The organism is Embleya sp. NPDC055664, assembly GCF_053618075.1.
In genome coordinates this window covers 236,331-254,249 of the sequence record NZ_JBSHGZ010000010.1, presented here as the reverse complement: position 1 = coordinate 254,249, position 17,919 = coordinate 236,331, and the positions used below count along the sequence as shown (strand labels likewise).

Here is a 17,919-nt window from a genome sequence, read left to right as displayed (position 1 = left end):
CGGCCGCTTCGCTTTCCTCGCTTTCGGCGTCCGGCGCGTTCCCGCGCTTTCCGCCTTTCAGACTCTAGCAGATCTTCCGACCCGCTTTTCGTCCGCTTCCGCTGCCTTCCGCTTTCGAAACTTTCATTTCTCTGCTTCCGGCCCGGCGAGCCTAGCAGACCCGTTTTCCCGCCTCCACCGACCCCGCTTGATCAATCCTGCGGTGCCGGCGGCCTGCGAGCCGCGCGTCCTGCTCCGGATCTCTCCGGTGCTCGATGCCTCAACCTTAGCAGGTTTCGGCGTTATTTCCGAACCACATTCACGGAATGTGATTCCCAGTAATAAATGGCAGCACAAATAAAACCCCCGGAATTTGGATGATCAAATTCCGCGTGTTTCAAAGGACTGTCTCGATCACTGGTTCTACTGGTTCACACCCATGGAGACACCACAAGCACGGCGCAGCCGAAGGCTGTCCGTGGCCGGATCGCTCGTTGGGGTATGAGTCGCGGTGGGATCGGCCATCGCGCCGGTGTGGAGGGCGCGCCTGTCCGGATCTCCCGAAGTTGCGACTCGTACGAGTTTAAACCACCCTCTTGGACGGGTCAAGCCGATCCCCTATACCCAGTGGAACGGGTCGGGAACCGGCTTGACGCGTCTTCCGCACGAACAGCTGGTGAACCATCAACTGCCGTGTGTCAGGCGGTGATCTCCGCCGCCGCGAGGTTGCGCTTGCCGCGGCGCAGCAGGGCCCAGCGACCGTGCAGCAGGTCGGCCGCGCCGATCACCGCGTCCTCGTCGGCCACCTTCACGTTGTTGAGGTAGGCGCCGCCCTCCTTGATGGTGCGCCGCGCACCGCCCTTGCTCGGGGCGAGGCCGGTGGCCACCAGGGCGTCCACCACGGTCGGGCCCTCCGGGAGTCGTGCGCCGGGGAGTTCCGCCACGGCCGAGCGCAGCGTGGGCTCGTCGAGCGCGGTCAGGTCGCCTTGCCCGAACAGCGCCTTGCTCGCCTCGACGACCGCGGCGCACTGTTCGACGCCGTGGACCAGCGTGGTCAATTCCTCGGCGAGGGCGCGCTGGCCGATGCGGGCGGCGGGGCGTTCCTCGCTGTCCCGCTCCAGGGCCTCGATCTCCTCGCGCGAGCGGAAGCTGAACGTACGCAGGTAGCGCGACACATCGCGGTCGTCCGCGCCGAGCCAGAACTGGTAGAAGGCGTACGGCGTGGTCAGCTCGGGGTCGAGCCAGACCGTGCCGCCCTCGGTCTTGCCGAACTTGGTGCCGTCGGCCTTCGTCAGCAGGTTGGTGGTCAGCGCGTGTGCCTGGCCGTGCGGTTCGTTGGCGGTGATCCGTCGGATCAGGTCCAGGCCGGCGGTGATGTTGCCCCACTGGTCGCTGCCGCCGATCTGCAGCGTGCAGCCGTGCCGTCGGTACAGCTCGACGAAGTCGTAGGACTGGAGCAGCACGTAGCTGAATTCGGTGTAGCTCATCCCCTCGCCGGCGAGCCGGGACTTCACCGTCTCGCGCGCGAGCATCTGGTTGACGCTGAAGTGCTTGCCGACGTCGCGCAGGTACTCGACGATGCTCAGCCGCGAGATCCAGTCGTGGTTGTTCGCCATCACCGCGGTGTTCGGCTCGCCGCCCTCGAAGTCGAGGAACGCGGAGAGCTGGCCGCGGATTCGGTCGGTCCAGCCCGCGACGGTGGAAACCTCGTTCATCGCGCGCTCGGCCGACGGCTTCGGGTCGCCGATCAGGCCGGTGGCGCCGCCGACCAAGGCAATCGGGCGGTGGCCGAAGAGCTGGAGCCGGCGCAGCGTGAGCACCTGGGTGAGGTGGCCGACGTGCAGGCTGGCCGCGGTCGGGTCGAACCCGCAATACGCCGTGACGGGACCGTCCGCGAACGCCTTCTTGAGCGCGTCCTCGTCGGTGGTCTGGGCCAGCAGGCCCCGCCACCGCAGCTCGTCGACGATGTCCGTCACAGTGCCTGGTCTCCTCGGTAGGTTCGACAGGTGAAGTGGTGCCGGTCGGTGGTACGACCGGTGGTGCAAGGGTGCCCGACGGTCGGCCCTCGACGCTAACCGCTTTGCACCGGGTCGCCGGCGGCGGGTGGCGCGGCCGGCTTCGTGGTGCGCTTGCGGGGCTGGTGGGCCCGGTAGGGGCTGACCGTCGGGTCGCCGGCGATGTGGAAGCGCCAGGGCTGGGTCGCTCCGCCGCCGCCGACGCCGGTGCGCGGGCCGGTGCGGATCGCCGTGCGCGGGGGCGGGGTGCCGTACAGGACGCGGACCGGGCCGACCGGGTCGCAGACGTCGACGCCGTCCTGGGCGCGGTCGAGAGCCAGCGCCGTGGCGAGGCGGGCGGGGCCACTGGCGAGGTCGGTGTCCTTGCGGGTGGTCGGGCGGCGGGCGCGGGCCAGCGCGAGGCCGGTGGTGATCTCGCCGGCGCGCAGCAGTACCCCGGAGGCGCGGTCGGGTGGGCCGCAGACCAGGTTCGCGCAGTAGTGCATGCCGTAGGTGAAGTACACGTACAGGTGTCCCGGCGGGCCGAACATCGTCGCGTTGCGGGCGGTTCGGCCGCGGAAGGCGTGGGAGCCGGGGTCGTTGGCGCCGTCGTACGCCTCGACCTCGGTCAGCCGCAGTTCGACCGGGCCCGCCTCGGTCTCGTGGACCACGGTGCGGCCGAGCAGGTCGGCGGCGACGGCGAGGACCGGGCGGTCGAAGAACGAGCGGGGCAGCGGAGCGGTGGGGCCCGCGGCGGCGGTGGGAGCACGCATGGGGAGCCAGCTTACGGCCGGTCGTGCGTGATGGAATGGCCCGGCGTAACGATTCCGCACGGCGGAGGCCGTGCGGGAAGGGGAGGAGACCTCGTGGTTTTCAAGAAGCTGATGGCGAGCATGGGCGCGGGCAGTGCCTCGGTGGAGACCGAGTTGCACGCGGTCGAGACCACGCCCGGCGGTGTGGTCGACGGTCGGATCCGGATCCAGGGCGGCAAGGTCGACCAGGAGATCGAGGGGCTGTTCGTCGGCTTCCAGGCCGTGGTCGAGGTGGAGACCCAGGACGGCGAGCAGCGGCGCAACGTGGAGTTCGGTCGGCAGCAGGTCGGCGGCGCGTTCACGCTGCGCGAGGGCGCCACGCACGACCTGGACTTCCGGCTGCCGGTGCCGTGGGAGGCGCCGCTGACCACGTTCCGGGGCGTGCCCCTGCGCGGTACCACGGTCGGGGTGCGCACCGAGCTGGCCATCGACCGCGCGATCGACAAGGGCGACCTGGACCCGGTCGCGGTCGGCGCGTTTCCGGCGCAGGCGTTGATCCTGGACGCGTTCGGGAACCTGGGCTTCCACTTCCGGGCCGCGGACCTCGAACTGGGGCACATCCGGGGCACGGACCAGCGGCTGCCGTTCTATCAGGAGATCGAGTTCACCCCGCCGCAGGCGTACGCGCGCGGGATCAACGAGGTGGAACTGACCTTCGTGTCCGGTGAGCACCGGACCGAGGTGATCCTGGAGATCGACAAGAAGGGCGGCGCGTTCTCCGGTGGGAGCGACGCGATCCGGCGCTTCACCGTCGAGCACACGAGCGCACACCAGACCGATTGGAACGCCTACCTGCACGGCTGGTTCCAGGAACTGGGGCAGCAGCGGGGCTGGTTCTAGCCGTCGCGGGGCCGGTCCGGGTCAGGCGTCCAGGAGGGCGTGTACCCGGGCCGCCCAGTCCGCCTCGAACTCCGCTCGGGCCAGGCCGGTGGCCCGGTCGAGCGCGGCGTCCACGGCCGCGGGGGCCGGGTCGGCGTAGACGGCGGTGACGAAGCCGTACACGGCCTGGGTGCCGCCGATTTCCTCGATCCGGCGGATGGCCAGGTGCGCCAGCTCGTACGCGGCGGCGTTGCCGACGGTGTCGGCCTGGTACAGCTCGTTGTCCGTGGGCAGCTTGCCGGTGAAGCGGTTGCCGGCGATGTAGGTCCTGGCCTCGTACAGCTCGTCGGTGCCGAGCAGGGTGTGTCCGCGCAGGGACAGCCAGTCGGCGAAACCCTCGACGACCCAGACGGGTTGGTCCTGGTTCGGTACCTCGTTGCGCAGCGGGGTGACCAGGGCATGTGCCATCTCGTGCCGCAGCAGTTCGCCGAGTCGGCGCGGGTTGGTGGAGGTGAACCAGCCCGAGGTGGTGTCCAGGACTATCCGCGAGCCGCCGAAGTGGCCCTTGCCGTCCGGGCCGATGGTGCGCAGGGCGTAGGTGAGGCCGGATTCCTCGCCGTGGTCGCCGGTTCGGCCGCCGTAGAGCCGATAGAACGTGTCGCGGTCGGCGACGGGGACGATCACGAATCCGGGGGCGGTGCCGGGCGGCCCGCCGTCGGACCATGTGTCGATGTCGGCGCGCGCCGCCGCCTCGGCGGCGTCGGCCAGGCGGTCGGCGCCCCGGGCGGTGGCCGGGTCGGCGAGCACGACCACGTGTTCGCGGCGGACCACGGTCAGGTCGGCGTGGTCCCAGGGGGCGGGGTAGTCGCGGGCGTAGGCGTAGCCGGCCCCCTCGTAGGGGGTGCCGTCCACTCCCGTGATCCGCAGCGGCGCGCCGGGGGCGTCTCGGACGACGGTCCAGCGGTAACCCTCGCCGACGGTGGCGGTGTCGGCGCGGGAGATGCGGTGGTCGAAGGAGACGTCCACGTACGCGGTGATCCGGTCGTCGGTCGCGGGCATGGTCTGCACGGTCTCGACGCGGTACGCGAGCCGGTCGAAGGACACCCGGGCCAGGTTGCGGAACAGCCGCTGTTGGCCGCCGACCAGGTCGGGGACATCCGAGTCGAGGTCGACGGTGAACGCGGCTTCGTCCCGGGCCAGGATCGCCGCGGTGCGCCGGTCGGCGATGGCCTGGATGTCCGCCGTGGCGATGGTCGGCCCGTGTGCGGGGGCCATCGGCGTGGCGGTGCCGGGACGCGGGGCGCCGAGCGCGCCGTCGGCGTCGTGGGGCTTGGCGCTGCCCGGTCCGCTGAGGGTGACGCCGAAGGCGATCAGCGCGGCGAGGGCCAGCGCGAGCGCGAGCAGGGGGGCGGCGAGGCGACGGGCGACGGAGCGGGGACGGGCGGGGGCCGGATGCGTGGGGTGGAGCAGCGCGGAGGTCGGGGGTTCGATGGCGGCGGTTACGGCGGAGGCCGACACGCGAGCGTCGGACGCGACGTCGGGAGGATCGGCGGGCGAGGGGATCTCGACCGCCGACCCCGTGCTCGATATTCGGCTGCCGGGTATCGCGGCGAAGTCGGCGCTCGCGTCGTCCTCCGCGGTGACACCGTCCGTGGGCGCGCGGTCCTGTGCGGGATCGTCCGTGCTCGGATGATCCGCGGCCACGCCTTCCGCCGTCCTGTCCCCCGGCTCCGCGGGAATGGCCGGCTCGGCGCCCGCGACCGGCGCGGCCCCCCTGCCCGGCCCTGCCCCGACGGGCGGGTCGGTGGGTGTGGCGGATGAGGCGTCGTCGGTGGCGTTGCCGCTTTCGTGCGTCGGCTCGGTCACGCCGGATGCCCTCCCCCCTCTTGGCCCCCTGTTGGCGCGAGGATACCTACGCGATCTTCGCCGGTTTCGCGGACGGTGAGAATAGGCTCGTCCGAACGAGGCGTTCGGCAGCCGGCCGGGCGCCGGTGCCCACGATTTCGGAGTCTCGCGTGTCCGAGTCCACCAAGCCCCCGCTGCCGTACGAGTACCTGCCCGCGAAGCCCACCTTCACGCTCACGAGTGCGGATCTGACGGACGGCGGGGTCCTGCCGACCGCACAGGTCAGCGGCGTCATGGGCGCGGGCGGCGAAGACCTCTCGCCGCAGTTGTCCTGGTCCGGCTTCCCGACCGGCACCAAGAGCTTCGCGGTGACCTGCTTCGATCCGGACGCGCCCACCCACAGCGGCTTCTGGCACTGGGTCGTGGTCGACGTCCCGGCGACGGTGACCGAACTGGCGAGCGGCGCGGGCGCGAGTGACGGCAAGTCGCTGCCGGCCGGCGCGTTCCACGTGCGCAACGACACCGGCGGTCCGGGCTACGTGGGCGCGGCGCCGCCGGAGGGCCACTACCCGCACCGGTACGTCTTCACGGTGCACGCGCTGGACGTGGCCGAGCTGGGCGTGGACGAGACGGCGACGCCGGCGTTCGTGGGGTTCAACCTGTTCGCGCACACCCTCGCGCGCGCCGTGCTGGTGTCCACGTACGCCCGTTGAGCTGCGTCCGACCGCGGGAAAGCGGAATCTCGTCCGGTAATTGCGTTGTCCCGATGATCGCCCGAACGGCACAGTGGTCGAGTTGTCCGTACTGACGGTTCGTCGAGTCGAAGGGTGCGCATGAGCGTCGCAGCACCGCCCCAAAGCTGAGCGCGCGATCGCGCCCGGTCGGTTCGGTGCGCGTTCGAATGTGCTCGCTCGTCCCCTCGTCGACCAGGTGAGGGGAGGTCGCATGCGGGAGACGTTGGTGCTGAACGCGACGTATCAGCCGCTGGCGACGGTGTCGTTCAAGCGCGCGCTCGTGTTGGTGTTGCAGGAGAAGGCGGTCGTCGAGCATGTCGATCCCGGCCGGGTGGTACGGGCCGCGACCGTGGAGATCCCGCTGCCCCGGGTGATCAGGTTGCTCAAGTTCGTCCGGGTGCCGTTCCGACAACAGGCCGCGTGGTCGCGCCGGGGTGTGCTGCTTCGGGACAACCGGCGCTGCGCGTACTGCGGTGGGCGCGCGACCACGGTGGATCACGTGCTGCCGCGTTCTCGCGGTGGGGCCGACTCGTGGCTGAATACCGTCGCCGCGTGCGGGAGCGACAACCAGCGCAAGGCGGCGCGGACGCCGGCGGAGGCCGGGATGCGGCTGTTGTTCCAGCCGTACGAGCCGTCGGCGACCCGGGCCCTGGTGCTCGCGTTCGGCGTGGCGAGCGTCGAGGGCGCGCAGTGGCTGGCCGAGCCGGTGCGGCCGCCGGCACTGGCGATGGGGGCCTGATCGGGCGCGCGGGTCGGGACGAGTGTGCGGAAGCCGTCGGGGGTCGACCCCCGGCGGCTTCCGGCGTTCGGGCCCGGCCCGCGCCGCGGCCGCGTCAGACCGTTTTGCGGACCCAGGCCGCCCAGTCGGCGCGCAGGCGGTCCGGGGACAGGCCGAAGCTCGCGTTCAGTGTCTCGTCGATGTCGGGGTTGCGGCCGGTCAGGGCGTCGGTGAAGAAGGCGCAGACGCGCTCCGCGCCGTAGGTCCGGGCCAGGTATCGCACCATCAGGTGGGCGAGGTTGTAGGCGTTCTCGACCCGGTCCTCGTCGGCGGTGTCGAAGTCCTCGTCGGCGGGCAGCGCGCCGGTGAATCGGCCCCGGTCGATCATCGTGCGGATGTTCGTGGTGATCTCGCGCGCGAGCGGCCGGTCGGCCTCGGCCTGCCAGTCGGCGAAGCCCTCGGCCAGCCAGGTGGGCATGGTGGTGGCGACGCCCGGCCGGGCCAGCGGGGCGATCAGGGCGTGGGTCATCTCGTGCCGCAGCAGGATCGGCGCGAACGTCGCGTCGCCGGCGAGTTGTTCGTCGTCCACGACCATGCGGACCCCGGCGACGAATCGGTCGGTGCCGGGCATGGACAGCGCGTATCCCGCCGCCCAGTCGCGGATCTCACTGCTGCTGTACAGCTTGCCGAAGGAGGTTCGGGACGAGGTGAGCACGAGGGCGAAGCCGGGCGAGGTGCCGGCGCCGCCCTTCCAGGCGCCGAGCGTGTACACGGCGGCCTGCTCGGCCAGGTCGGCATTCCGGCGCAGCGCGCTCGCGTTCTGCTTCGGGCCCATCACCACCACGTGTGGGCGGCGTTCGACCTGGAGGTCCCACAGGTCCCAGGCGGCGGGGTAGCCGGCGAATCCGCCGTGGACGTCCGCGTCGGCGGCGCCGTCCAGGCCGATCAGCGTGCAGCGGTCGGTGGGGTCGGCGCAGCGGGCCTTCCAGGTGTAGGTCTCCGGGACGCGGGCCACATCGACGCCGGTGATCGTGTGCTCGAAGGCCACGTTCATGCTGATCGTCACCGGCCAGGCGGCGGGGGTGCCGGCCCGGCTCGGGGCGGAGCCGTCGGCGGTGACCACCTTCTTGTCGCCGCCGCGGGCGACCCAGCGGGCGGCGTCGAACGGGATCTTGCGCAGGTTGCCGAAGAGCCGCCGCTGGCCGTCGAGGAGGGCCCGGTCCTGCTGGTCGACGGAGGCGAGGAAGGCCGCTTCGTCGCCCTGTTCGAAGGCGGCCGTGCGCGTGTCGGCGAGCGCCTGGAGGCGGAAGAACACGCGGGTGTCGATCCGGTCCGAGGGCCAGGTGCCCTCCTCCGTCGGGGCGCCGGGGCCGGGGCCGCGCGCGGAGTCGGTCCCGGCGGCGCGCGCCGGCGGCGGGGCGTGGGTCGGGTCTTCGGCGTCGAGCAGGCGGTCGGCGCTGTCCAGGCCCGCGGGCCGGCCGGCGACCGCTGTCGTGCCGATCAGGAAGGCCAGCGAGACCAGCGCGCCGAGCAGGGCGACGCAGATCGCCCACGGTCGGGAGCGGCGGGGTTCGACAGCGTTCGGCCACGGGCCGTGCGGGTCGTGGGGACCGTACGGGTCGTGGGCGTCTTGGGGCTCCCGGAAGTCCTGGGGGCGCACGTCAGTTGCCCACCTTGGCCTTGACGTACTTGGCCCAGTTGCTCTCGAAGGTGTCCCGGTCCAGGCCGGTGGCCTCCTTGAGGGCGGCGTCGATCGCGGCCGGGGACGGGTCCTTGTACACCGCGACGACGAACTGGTCGGCCTTGGCGACGCCGTACTTCTCCGCCATGTAGCGGATCGTCAGCATGCTGTAGTGGTAGCTGACCGTCGAGGTCTTGGCGTCGGGCGAGTTGACATCGGCGTCGGTGGGCAGCTTGCCGGTGAACTTGCCCGCGCGGACCTGCTCGCGCGCGGTCGGCTGGAACCATTCGGACAGCGAGAGGTCGGTCCAGGCGAGGTATTCGGCGAAGCCCTCCGAGACCCACAGCGGCGGCCCCTCGCCGCCGCGCTCGAACTCGGCGACCATCGCGTGGCCGAGTTCGTGCCGGATCAGGTGCGTCTGCTGCTCGCCGTCGTTCTTGGCGAACATCTCGTCCGAGCCGTCGAGGGTGATTCGGCTGCCGGCCATCGGTTGGTCGCGGCCCATCGTGGGGCGCGCCGGCGGCATGGTGCGGCACACGCCGGTGACGTTGGGCAGGTCGTTGCCGGACAGTGCGCGGATGAAGGTCTCGTGGTCGGGCGTGACGTAGATGACGTACCGCTGCGGCGTGATCGCCGGGCCCTTCCACACCGCCAGGTTCTTCTTCAGCGCGCTCTCGGCCCGGTCGGCCCAGGCGGCGGCCTTGGTCTTGTTCTTGGCCGGGACGGCGAGCAGGACGTGCGGGCGTTCGAGCACCGCGAGTTCGTCCTCGTCCCAGGGGGCGGGGAAGGCGTTGCCGCCGCCGCGGGTCGAGCCGCCGACGATCTTGGTGATCAGCAGCGGGGCCCCGACGGACGCGCGCGTGACGGTCCAAGTGTAGCGCTCGGCGATCGGCTCGCTGTCGACGCCGGTGATCTGGTGGGCGAAGACGACGTTCACGTCACGGGTGAGCGGGCCGGCGTCGTTCGCGGGCTCGACGGTCGCGGTGGACGGCCGGAACTCGACGCTGGTGAACGGGAACAGCCGCAGGTTCGCGAACAACCGGCGCTGGGCGGTGGCCAGTTCGGGGGCGGCCGGGTCGATTCCGGCGACGAAGCCGTCCACGTTCCCCGACTTCAGGGCCTGGGTACGGCTGTCGGCCAGGCCGGCCAGGTCCGCGGCGGCGATCCGGGTGACCTGGGGCTTGTCCCCGGCCTTGGCCGAACCGCCGGCGGTCTCGTCCTCGGCCGACGACGCGGCGGTCGGGGTGGTGGTGGGGTCGAACACGCCGCCGACGGCGAGCGAACCGAGCAGGGCGAGGATCGCGAGCACTCCCCCGGCGGCGGCCAGGAGATGCCGGCGAGCGTTGCGCCGCTGCTGGTCGGGGGCGGGAACGAAGGGGAGGGGCCCGTACGGCCCGACGGGCACCGGGAAGGGGGGCGCCTCGGGGGTGGGCGGTATCGCTCCCGAGTCGTTGCCGGCGACGGCGTCGGGATCGAGGGGCGGGGGGCCGGCGGCTATCGCAACGCCGTCGACGGGCGCCGAGTGCGAACCCTCCGCGTCATCGGGCACCGGCACCGCGTCTTCGCCCGGCGGGGCGACTATCTCCTCGACGGTCGCGGGCGCGCGTGCGGGCGCGGGTCCGTCGGCGGGTATGGGCGCAAGCGCGTCGGCGGGCGCGGGTATCGGTGTGCGGGGAGATTTGGGTGGGTTTTCCTCCGTCGGGCCGTCCGTGTTTTCTCGTGCGTCGTCGTTCGTGCCCATGTCCCACCCCGCGCACGGCTGTTCGTGGTCTGCTGTCGTGGTGCCGCTCGGCGGGCGTGTCACGCCGTCGGCGATGTTGGGCATGTCGGACATGCCAGTCCTCCCCTGGACCGCCGGTCCGGTGATTCCGCCCCCGGCCCCGGATCGGCGATCCGATCATGTGTTCGCCGAGGTTATCCACGTCCCCGGACAGCCTCGGCAGTGGGGCCCGGGTACGGTCACGCGCGGTAGCCGCCGCGGCTCAACCGCCGATCGCGGCCCGTACGTAGTCTGCCCATCCGGCCTCGAACGCATCGCGCCCCAGCCCGCTCGCCGCCTTGATCGCGGTGTCGAGCGAAGCGGGGTTCGCGTACATCGCGACCACGAACTCGTCCGCCTTGGCCGCGCCGTACTTCTCGGCGAGGTAACGGATCGTCAGCATGCTGACGTGGAAGCTCGCTCCGGCGGCCTGATCACCCCGACGTTCGGCAACAGGTCGGTGTCGACGGGGAGTTTGCCGCTGAACCGCCCGGCCCGCAGCTCGGCCCGGGCCGCGTCCCGGTAGCTGTTGTCGCCGGCGAGACAGTAGGCGAAGCCCTCGGAGACCCAGCGGGAACGGCCGCCGCCGATCAACGACGATCGCGCGGGCAAACTTCCGCCGCCGGGCCGGGCGAGCGTGACGAGTTCGCAGGAGCCCACCTTGTCGCCGAGCACGCTGCGCACCGTCTCCCGCTTCGTCGGCACGAAAACCGCGAAGCGCCGAGGGGTGATCGTTCCACCCGCCCCCGCTGCGTCGAGGCCGATACGCTTCGTGCCGGCGACATGTCAGGAGCCGGTGGCCGCCTCCACCGTGCCGGGATCGGCGTCGGCCGACGAGGTCGACGCGGCCGGGTCGAGGAGCAGCCACGAATCGGCGACCCGGTAGCCGGGGACGTCGTAGGACGCCATCGGGTCGGCGGCCAGACCCTCGACTCGCGTCACCGAGCCGTCGGGGTGGGCCAGTTCCTCGGTGTAGCGGAAGTGCAGGTGGCCGTGCGCGGCGACGGCGGGCCGGTAGGCGTCCACCAGGCGCTGGATCCGGGCCTGGTTCGGCAGGCAGCGCGGTTCCCCCTTGCGGTTGAACTCGGGTGCGGCCCGCAGCGGTTTGTCGTGGGTGAGCAGGACGTCCACCGGCGAGGGGTCGGTCAGGATCGTGTCCACGTCGGCGTCCGTACCCTCCTCCTCCGGGAACCACAGGCTGCCGGCGTAGGTCGGCACCGCGACGGGCGGGCGACCCGCGCCGACCCGGAAACCCTCCTTGCGCAACGCCTTCTCGTATCGCCGTTGCTCCTCGGCCAACCGCCGCTCCCGATCCAGCGACAACGCGCCGCCGAAGGCGAGGAAGTTCGTCCCGCGCCAGGACCACCGGTGCCCGCGCGGCGCGTAGCGCACCCGGGGGCGCACGATCACGAAACCCTGCTCGTCCCGGTCGTCGCCGTAGGACTCCATCAGCAGCGAGGACTTGTCGTGGTTTCCGTCCAGGAAGTACACGTCGACACCCCGCGAGCGGGCCGAACGATTGACCGCGTCCAGATACCGGACGCCGGACGGCTCGTGCTCCCAGTAGCCGAAGTCGCCGAGCTGGAACACCGCGTCCACGTCGAGTTCGGCGGCGACATCGAGCACACGACGCACGTGCCCGGTGTTCCCGTGCGTATCCCCGGCCAACAAAACCCGCATCACGACCCCCCGACCTCTCCACCCCGTTGGCGCGACCCCCAAGCCCATCATCGACGATCGATCGAGGTCCCGTCCGGGGTATTTCCCCACGGCCGGCGGGTGCCCGGCGCTCAGGCGCCCGGGGGGACGAACGGCAGCGCCGGGGTGGGGCCTCGGGTGATCAGGTGGTCGACCGCGGCGTTGTCGAGGTGGTCGGCGATCAGGTCGCCCAGGGCGTCGAGGCGGGATTGGCGGGCGGCTTCGAAGGAGGTGTTCGGGGAAACGGTGAAGCGGCGGCCGGAGGACGCGGCGGTTCGGGACAGGAACGTGCGGCGGAAGTCGTCGTTCTCCAGGGCGCCGTGCCACAACGTGCCGGTGATCGCGCCGACTCGGCAGCCGTCCAGGGCGCCGCCGTCGGCGTCGGTGAACAGCGGCTCGCCCGCCTCGACGTCGACCACGCCGTGGTGGATCTCGTACGCGGTCACCGGCGACCCGTCGGCGTAACCACGTGGCCGGGCCAGGGTCTTGTCGGCGGCGAAGCGTACCCGGACCGGCAGCAGACCCAGGCCCGGCACCGTCCCCGCGCGACTCTCCACGTCGTCGTCGATCTCGCGCCCGAGCATCTGGTAGCCGCCGCAGATGCCCAGGATCGGCCGTCCCTCGGCCGCCCGCCGGGCCAGCGCGGTGTCCAGGCCGCGTTCGCGCAGCCAGCCGAGGTCGGCGACGGTCGCCCGGGTGCCGGGCAACACCACCAGGTCGGCGTCGGCGATCTCGCCGGGCGTACTCACGAAGCGCACCACCACGCCGGGCTCGACGGACAGCGCGTCGATGTCGGTGAAGTTGCTGATCCGGGGCAGTCGCACCACCGCGACGCGCAGGACGTCCGCGCCGAGCGGCGGTTCGGCCGTACCCCGGTCGGCGTCCAGGGCGAGCGAGTCCTCGACGTCCAGCCACAGGCCGCCGAGGAAGGGGAGCACGCCCATGACCGGGCGTCCGGTGAGTTCGCGCATCCGGGTCAGCGCCGGATCCAGCAGGCGCGCGTCGCCGCGAAACTTGTTGATCACGAACCCGCAGACCAGTTCCTGGTCTTCGCGGGAGAGCAGCGCGAGGGTGCCGAAGAAGGACGCGAAGATCCCGCCGCGATCGATGTCGCCGACCACGAGCACGGGCAACCGGGCGGCCCGGGCCAGCCCCATGTTGGTGATGTCGCGATCGCGCAGGTTGATCTCGGTCGGACTGCCCGCGCCCTCGCACACCACGACGTCGTGGCGTGCCCGCAGGTCGGCCAGCGAGTCCAGTACCGCCTCGAACAGACGCGGCTTCAGATCACGGTAGTTCAGCGCCCCGACCTCGGCGATCGGCTTGCCGAGGAGCACCACCTGACTGCTCATCAGGCCACCGGGCTTGAGCAGAACCGGATTCATCACCGCCTCCGGCTCGATCCGTGCCGCCGCCGCCTGCATCGCCTGGGCGCGGCCGATCTCCGCCCCGTCGGCGGTGACCATCGAGTTGAGCGACATGTTCTGCGCCTTGAACGGCGCGACCTTGACCCCCTCGCGGGCCAGCCGCCGGCACAGCCCGGCCACCACGACGCTCTTCCCGGCATCGGAGGTGGTCCCGGCCACCAAAAGCGCACCGTTCACCGCTCCTCCTCCCGAACGCGGCGTCCACGACGCCCGGTTGGTATCCGCTCACGTACCCGCGCGCTCATCGGACCGCCTCGCCGGTGCGGCGCGCCGCGCGGGTGGCGACGGCGGCGCGGGCGGCCACCGCGCCCACGGCAAGCGCGGCGGCGGCCAGGCCGACCGTCGCCGAGAGGCGGTTGGCGCGCGCTATGTCGGTGGGGGCGGGGGGCGGGCCGTCGCCGAGCCGGGGCCGGTCCTCGGTACGGCCGGCATAGACGTTCCGGCCGCCGAGCGTGACATCCAGCGCACCGGCGGCGGACGCCTCGCAGCGGCCCGCGTTGGGGCTGGGATGGCTGCCGCCGTCCCGCCGCAACACCGCCCACGCCCGGCCCCGATCGCCGCCGACCACGGGGGCCGCCGCGACGGTGAGCAGCCCGGTGAGTCGCGCGGCCGGCCAATTGGCGGCGTCGTCCAGCCGGGCGGAGGCCCAGCCGAAGTTCTCGTGGCGCGGGGTGCGGTGGCCGACCATCGCGTCCAGGGTGTTGATCGCGCGATAGCCGAGCAGCCCGGGGATGCCCGCGACCGCGCCCCAGAACAGCGGCGCCACCACCGCGTCGGAGGTGTTCTCCGCCACCGACTCGACCACGGCCCGAGCGATGCCCTTGTCGTCCAGCCGGCTCGGGTCGCGCCCCACCAGGCGCGGCAGCGCGTCCCTGGCGGCGGCCAGGTCCCCGGCCACCAGCGGCGCGGCGATCGCCCGGGCCTCGCGGCGCAGCGTGGTGCCACCGAGCACGGCCCAGGTGCAGCCGGCGGTGGCCAGGACGGTGGCCGCGGGGCGGCCCGCGACGGCCCGACGCACTCCCACCGCGAGTGCGGTGGTGGCCCCGACGCACAGGGCGCTGTACGCGACGCCGCGCGCCCGACTGTCGCCGTGCATGGCCCGCTCCGCGCGCCCGGCGAGGGCCCCGAAGCCGGCCACGGGATGGCCGCGCCGCGGATCACCGAACGCGGAGTCGAGGACAACGCCCAGGGCCAGGCCGAGGGCGGTGTGGGTCGGATGTGCGGTCGCGGGCATCCGCGCATCGTTTCACGGCCCTTCGCCCACGCACGCGGTGGCCCGGGGGCCGGCGGGCGGGGCCGTACCCTCACGCGTCGAAGCGGCCGCGTGCGCTCTCGATGTGGCTCAGGTTCCGGTGCGTCCAGGCGCACATCGCGTCGACCGTGGCACGCAGGCCGCGGCCCGGCTCGGTGAGCGTGTACTCGACGCGCGGCGGCACGGTCGGATACACCTTCCGGTCGAGCAGCCCGTTGCGTTCCAGCATGCGCAGGTTCTGGGTGAGCATCTTGTGGCTGATGCCCTCGACCTCCGTACGCAGCTCACTGAAGCGCAGTGTGCGCTCGCCCAGGGCCTCGATGATCAGCAGGGCCCACTTGTTGGCGACGTCGGAGAAGATCTCCCGCGCCAGGGAGTCCGCGCGCCGCAGGTCCGCGTCCTCGGGCAGGTCCGCGAGTTGCCGCTTGGTCCCCATCCGGTTCCCCAGTCGCCGAAGAGTGCGTTCTTCCAGGTCGGCGTTCACTCTCCGACAGTTTCCGAGTAACCACAAGAGAGCACGCCGAAGGAACCCACACGCGGCCCCGCTCCGCCGACCCCTACAGCAGCAGCCGGATCACCGCGATCGAGCCGACCGCCACGATCACCGCTCGAAGGGCCGTCGGCGGGAGCTTGCGGCCGACCTTCGCGCCGATCTGGCCGCCGATCACCGACCCCAGGGCGATCAGCAGCACCACCCACCACGCGACATCGGCGACGATCATGAACAGGATGGCCGCGACGCCGTTGACGACGGCGGCGAGTACGTTCTTGACCGCGTTCATCCGCTGGAGGTTCTCGGCGATGAACACGCCGAACAGGGCGAGCAGCAGCACCCCCTGGGCGGCGCCGAAATAGCCGCCGTAGATGCCGGTGCCGAAGACGGCCACCCACAGCAGCGCGCCGCCGTGCCGCGGCCCCTCCTCGGATGTGCCGTTTCCGGCACGGCGGGCGGCCAGGCTCCGCGCCAGGCGCGGTTGCAGGATCACGAGCACCAGGGCGATCACGATCAGGACCGGGACGATCGCCTTGAACGCCCCCGCCGGCAGCGTGAGCAGCAGTATCGCGCCGGTGATGCCGCCCAGCAGGGAGGCCAGGCCCAGGCGCAGCAGGCGCGGGCGTTGGCCGGCGAGTTCGCGGCGGTAGCCGATGGCGCCGCTGATCGAGCCGGGGACCAGGCCGATGGTGTTCGACACGTTCGCGGTCACCGGCGAGTAGCCGAAGCCGAGCAGCACGGGGAAGGTGATCAGGGTGCCGGATCCGACCACGGCGTTGATCCCGCCGGCCGCGATGCCCGCGGCGAAGATCGCCAGTGCTTCCCACCAGCTCATGCCCATCGTGCCCACCCGCTTCGCCGCGATGACCGTGGCGCCGGGAGGACTGTGCCGGTCCCCCGTGGCCGTGACGCGACGATCATCGCAGCAGGCGGTGCGGCCTCAGCGCGGTGGGCGGTGGCCACGCTCGATGTGCGGCGGCTCCACGTCGCCGGCGGGCGCGCCGCCACGACGCGGCGGGTCGATCGGCGGGGCCGGGATGGTCGGCGGCTCGGCGGGTGGGCGCGACGACGCTCCGTTCCCGGCCGGCTGCTTGCGCACCGACCCGGGCGGGCCGACGACCGGGCCGCCCGCGGCCGGCGGGGCGGCGGGGGGTGCGGCCGAGCCGGGCCAGGCCGGCTCCTCCTCCAGCGCCAACTGCGGCACGCGGTGCGCCGGGCCGGATCCGTTCGGCGACAGGTTGCCGACCGCGTCGCCGATGCCCTCCAGCGCGCGGGTGACCTCGCTGGGCAGGATCCACAACTTGTTCGAGCTGCCCTCGGCGATCTTGGGCAACATCTGGAGGTATTGGTAGGCCAGCAGCTTGTTGTCGACCTCGCCCGCGTGGATCGCCTCGAAGACGGTCTCGATCGCGCGCGCCTCACCCTCGGCCCGGATCACCGCGGCCTGCCGCTCACCCTCGGCGCGCAGCACGGCGGCTTCCTTGTCACCCTCGGCGGTGAGCACCTGCGAGCGCTGGTGTCCCTCGGCGGTCAGGATCGCCGCGCGCTTGTCCCGCTCGGCGCGCATCTGCTTCTCCATCGAGTCCTGGATGGAGGGCGGCGGCTCGATCGCCTTGAGCTCGACCCGGTTGACCCGGATGCCCCAGCGTCCGGTCGCCTCGTCGAGCACGCCGCGCAGGCCCGCGTTGATCTCCTCGCGCGAGGTGAGCGTCTGTTCGAGGTCCATGCCACCGATGATGTTGCGCAGCGTGGTGATGGTCAGCTGCTCGATCGCCTGGATGTAGTTGGCGATCTCGTAGGTGGCCGCGCGCGGGTCGGTGACCTGGAAGTAGATGACGGTGTCGATCTGGACGACGAGGTTGTCCTCGGTGATCACCGGTTGCGGCGGGAATGGGACGACCTGTTCGCGCAGGTCGATCATCTGCCGGATCCGGTCGATGAACGGCACGAGGATGTTGAGTCCGGCGTGCAGAGTGCGGGTGTAGCGCCCGAAACGCTCCACGATGGCGGCGCTCGCCTGGGGGATCACCTTGACCGTCTTGACCAGGGCGACGACCACCAGCAGTACGAGTACGACCAGAACGATGACGGCGGTGGCCTTCACGATCTCTCCCGAGGTCCTGCGTGCCTGCGGCTGCCTGCGAATTTCGAGGCTGGTTCGAGCCTAGGGGTTCGCGGGCCGGCGTGGGACGTCAACACGATCGGCGCAACCGATCCGATCGTCACATCACCACGGCGGTGGCGCCCACGATGTCCGCGACGTCCACCTGGGCGCCGGGCTCGAACACGGCCGTGCTGTCCAGCGTGCGGGCCGACCAGACCTCGCCGTTGAGCTTGATCCGGCCGCCGTGCTCGTCCACCCGCTCCAGCACCACGGCGCTGGCGCCCTTGAGCGCGTCGATCCCGGTCCGAGTCCCGGGCGTGTTGTTGTGCCGGACCACGACCGGTCGCACGAAAGCGAGCAGCACGATCGCGACGACCGCGAACACCACCGACTGGACCAGGAAGTTGCCACCGGCTCCCGCAGCGATCGTGGCCGCGAGCGCGGCCACCGCGAGCATGCCCATCTCCACGAAGGAGGTGAGCACCCCGAAGATGCCGAACGCCCCGACCGCGATGAGCCACCACATCCATGCGTCCACGACTTCATCGTAGATCGTGGGCGCACGGATCAGGAGGGTGTTCTCGGACCAATGACCGGCGCGGAC

17 protein-coding genes and 1 pseudogene are annotated in these 17,919 nt (G+C 71.9%); 4 read left to right on the top strand and 14 right to left on the bottom strand.

Annotated elements, in window-relative coordinates:
- Window positions 1-340, top strand: a 340-nt coding sequence (locus ACWGR4_RS19920; protein WP_452132520.1) for a hypothetical protein, incomplete at its 5' end; no start/stop codon positions are given.
- A gap of 337 nt (window positions 341-677) precedes the next feature.
- Here the strand turns inward: ACWGR4_RS19920 and tyrS are convergent.
- The gene (gene tyrS, locus ACWGR4_RS19915) at window positions 678-1,955 is read right to left on the bottom strand and encodes a tyrosine--tRNA ligase (RefSeq protein ID WP_380011007.1); all 1,278 of its coding nucleotides are present in this window, start codon (window positions 1,953-1,955) and stop codon (window positions 678-680) included.
- A 95-nt stretch (window positions 1,956-2,050) separates the two neighbouring features.
- Window positions 2,051-2,746 (bottom strand): DNA-3-methyladenine glycosylase, encoded by a 696-nt coding sequence (locus tag ACWGR4_RS19910; RefSeq protein ID WP_452132519.1) that lies wholly within the window; start codon window positions 2,744-2,746, stop codon window positions 2,051-2,053.
- A gap of 93 nt (window positions 2,747-2,839) precedes the next feature.
- Here ACWGR4_RS19910 and ACWGR4_RS19905 point away from each other — a divergent pair, with 93 nt between their 5' ends.
- A complete protein-coding gene (locus tag ACWGR4_RS19905; RefSeq protein ID WP_380011013.1) occupies window positions 2,840-3,625 on the top strand; it encodes a sporulation protein in 786 nt (261 codons plus the stop codon).
- A 21-nt stretch (window positions 3,626-3,646) separates the two neighbouring features.
- On the opposite strand, the gene ACWGR4_RS19900 is transcribed toward ACWGR4_RS19905, so the two are convergent.
- Complete coding sequence (locus ACWGR4_RS19900) at window positions 3,647-5,470, bottom strand: hypothetical protein (RefSeq protein ID WP_452132518.1); 1,824 nt, start codon at window positions 5,468-5,470, stop codon at window positions 3,647-3,649.
- Between the two features lie 149 nt (window positions 5,471-5,619).
- Between ACWGR4_RS19900 and ACWGR4_RS19895 the strand changes: the two genes are divergently transcribed.
- Window positions 5,620-6,162 (top strand): YbhB/YbcL family Raf kinase inhibitor-like protein, encoded by a 543-nt coding sequence (locus ACWGR4_RS19895; protein ID WP_452132517.1) that lies wholly within the window; start codon window positions 5,620-5,622, stop codon window positions 6,160-6,162.
- Window positions 6,163-6,394: 232 nt separating this feature from the next.
- Window positions 6,395-6,922 carry an HNH endonuclease gene (locus tag ACWGR4_RS19890; protein WP_126641390.1) on the top strand — a complete coding sequence of 176 codons (528 nt, stop codon included), beginning with the start codon at window positions 6,395-6,397 and terminating at the stop codon, window positions 6,920-6,922.
- A gap of 94 nt (window positions 6,923-7,016) precedes the next feature.
- On the opposite strand, the gene ACWGR4_RS19885 is transcribed toward ACWGR4_RS19890, so the two are convergent.
- The 11 genes and pseudogenes from ACWGR4_RS19885 to ACWGR4_RS19835 form a co-directional block, all read right to left on the bottom strand.
- Window positions 7,017-8,561 carry a peptidase MA family metallohydrolase gene (locus tag ACWGR4_RS19885; protein ID WP_452132516.1) on the bottom strand — a complete coding sequence of 515 codons (1,545 nt, stop codon included), beginning with the start codon at window positions 8,559-8,561 and terminating at the stop codon, window positions 7,017-7,019.
- 1 nt (window position 8,562) lies between these two features.
- Window positions 8,563-10,416: a hypothetical protein gene (locus tag ACWGR4_RS19880; RefSeq protein ID WP_452132515.1), complete on the bottom strand. Its 1,854-nt coding sequence runs from the start codon at window positions 10,414-10,416 to the stop codon at window positions 8,563-8,565.
- A gap of 148 nt (window positions 10,417-10,564) precedes the next feature.
- Entirely contained in the window at window positions 10,565-10,744 is a 180-nt protein-coding gene (locus ACWGR4_RS19875; protein ID WP_452132514.1) for a hypothetical protein, read from the bottom strand.
- On the bottom strand, window positions 10,738-11,046 hold the full coding sequence (locus ACWGR4_RS19870; RefSeq protein WP_452132513.1) for a hypothetical protein: 309 nt from the start codon (window positions 11,044-11,046) through the stop codon (window positions 10,738-10,740). The genes ACWGR4_RS19875 and ACWGR4_RS19870 overlap by 7 nt, the downstream gene beginning before the upstream one ends.
- A gap of 81 nt (window positions 11,047-11,127) precedes the next feature.
- A complete protein-coding gene (locus ACWGR4_RS19865) occupies window positions 11,128-12,021 on the bottom strand; it encodes a metallophosphoesterase family protein (RefSeq protein WP_452132521.1) in 894 nt (297 codons plus the stop codon).
- Window positions 12,022-12,131: 110 nt separating this feature from the next.
- Window positions 12,132-13,643 carry a cobyric acid synthase gene (locus tag ACWGR4_RS19860; RefSeq protein ID WP_380011033.1) on the bottom strand — a complete coding sequence of 504 codons (1,512 nt, stop codon included), beginning with the start codon at window positions 13,641-13,643 and terminating at the stop codon, window positions 12,132-12,134.
- A gap of 64 nt (window positions 13,644-13,707) precedes the next feature.
- Window positions 13,708-14,700, bottom strand: coding sequence for a cobalamin biosynthesis protein (locus ACWGR4_RS19855; protein WP_452132512.1), 993 nt, complete (start codon window positions 14,698-14,700; stop codon window positions 13,708-13,710).
- A gap of 70 nt (window positions 14,701-14,770) precedes the next feature.
- Window positions 14,771-15,154, bottom strand: a complete 384-nt coding sequence (locus ACWGR4_RS19850; RefSeq protein ID WP_452132511.1) for a winged helix-turn-helix transcriptional regulator — start codon at window positions 15,152-15,154, stop codon at window positions 14,771-14,773.
- A gap of 121 nt (window positions 15,155-15,275) precedes the next feature.
- Window positions 15,276-16,046 carry a sulfite exporter TauE/SafE family protein gene (locus tag ACWGR4_RS19845; RefSeq protein WP_452132510.1) on the bottom strand — a complete coding sequence of 257 codons (771 nt, stop codon included), beginning with the start codon at window positions 16,044-16,046 and terminating at the stop codon, window positions 15,276-15,278.
- A 339-nt stretch (window positions 16,047-16,385) separates the two neighbouring features.
- Window positions 16,386-17,315 (bottom strand): annotated as a pseudogene (locus ACWGR4_RS19840) (SPFH domain-containing protein); the annotation flags it as partial.
- 118 nt (window positions 17,316-17,433) lie between these two features.
- Window positions 17,434-17,841, bottom strand: coding sequence for an NfeD family protein (locus tag ACWGR4_RS19835; protein WP_380011450.1), 408 nt, complete (start codon window positions 17,839-17,841; stop codon window positions 17,434-17,436).
- Window positions 17,842-17,919: the final 78 nt, after the last annotated feature.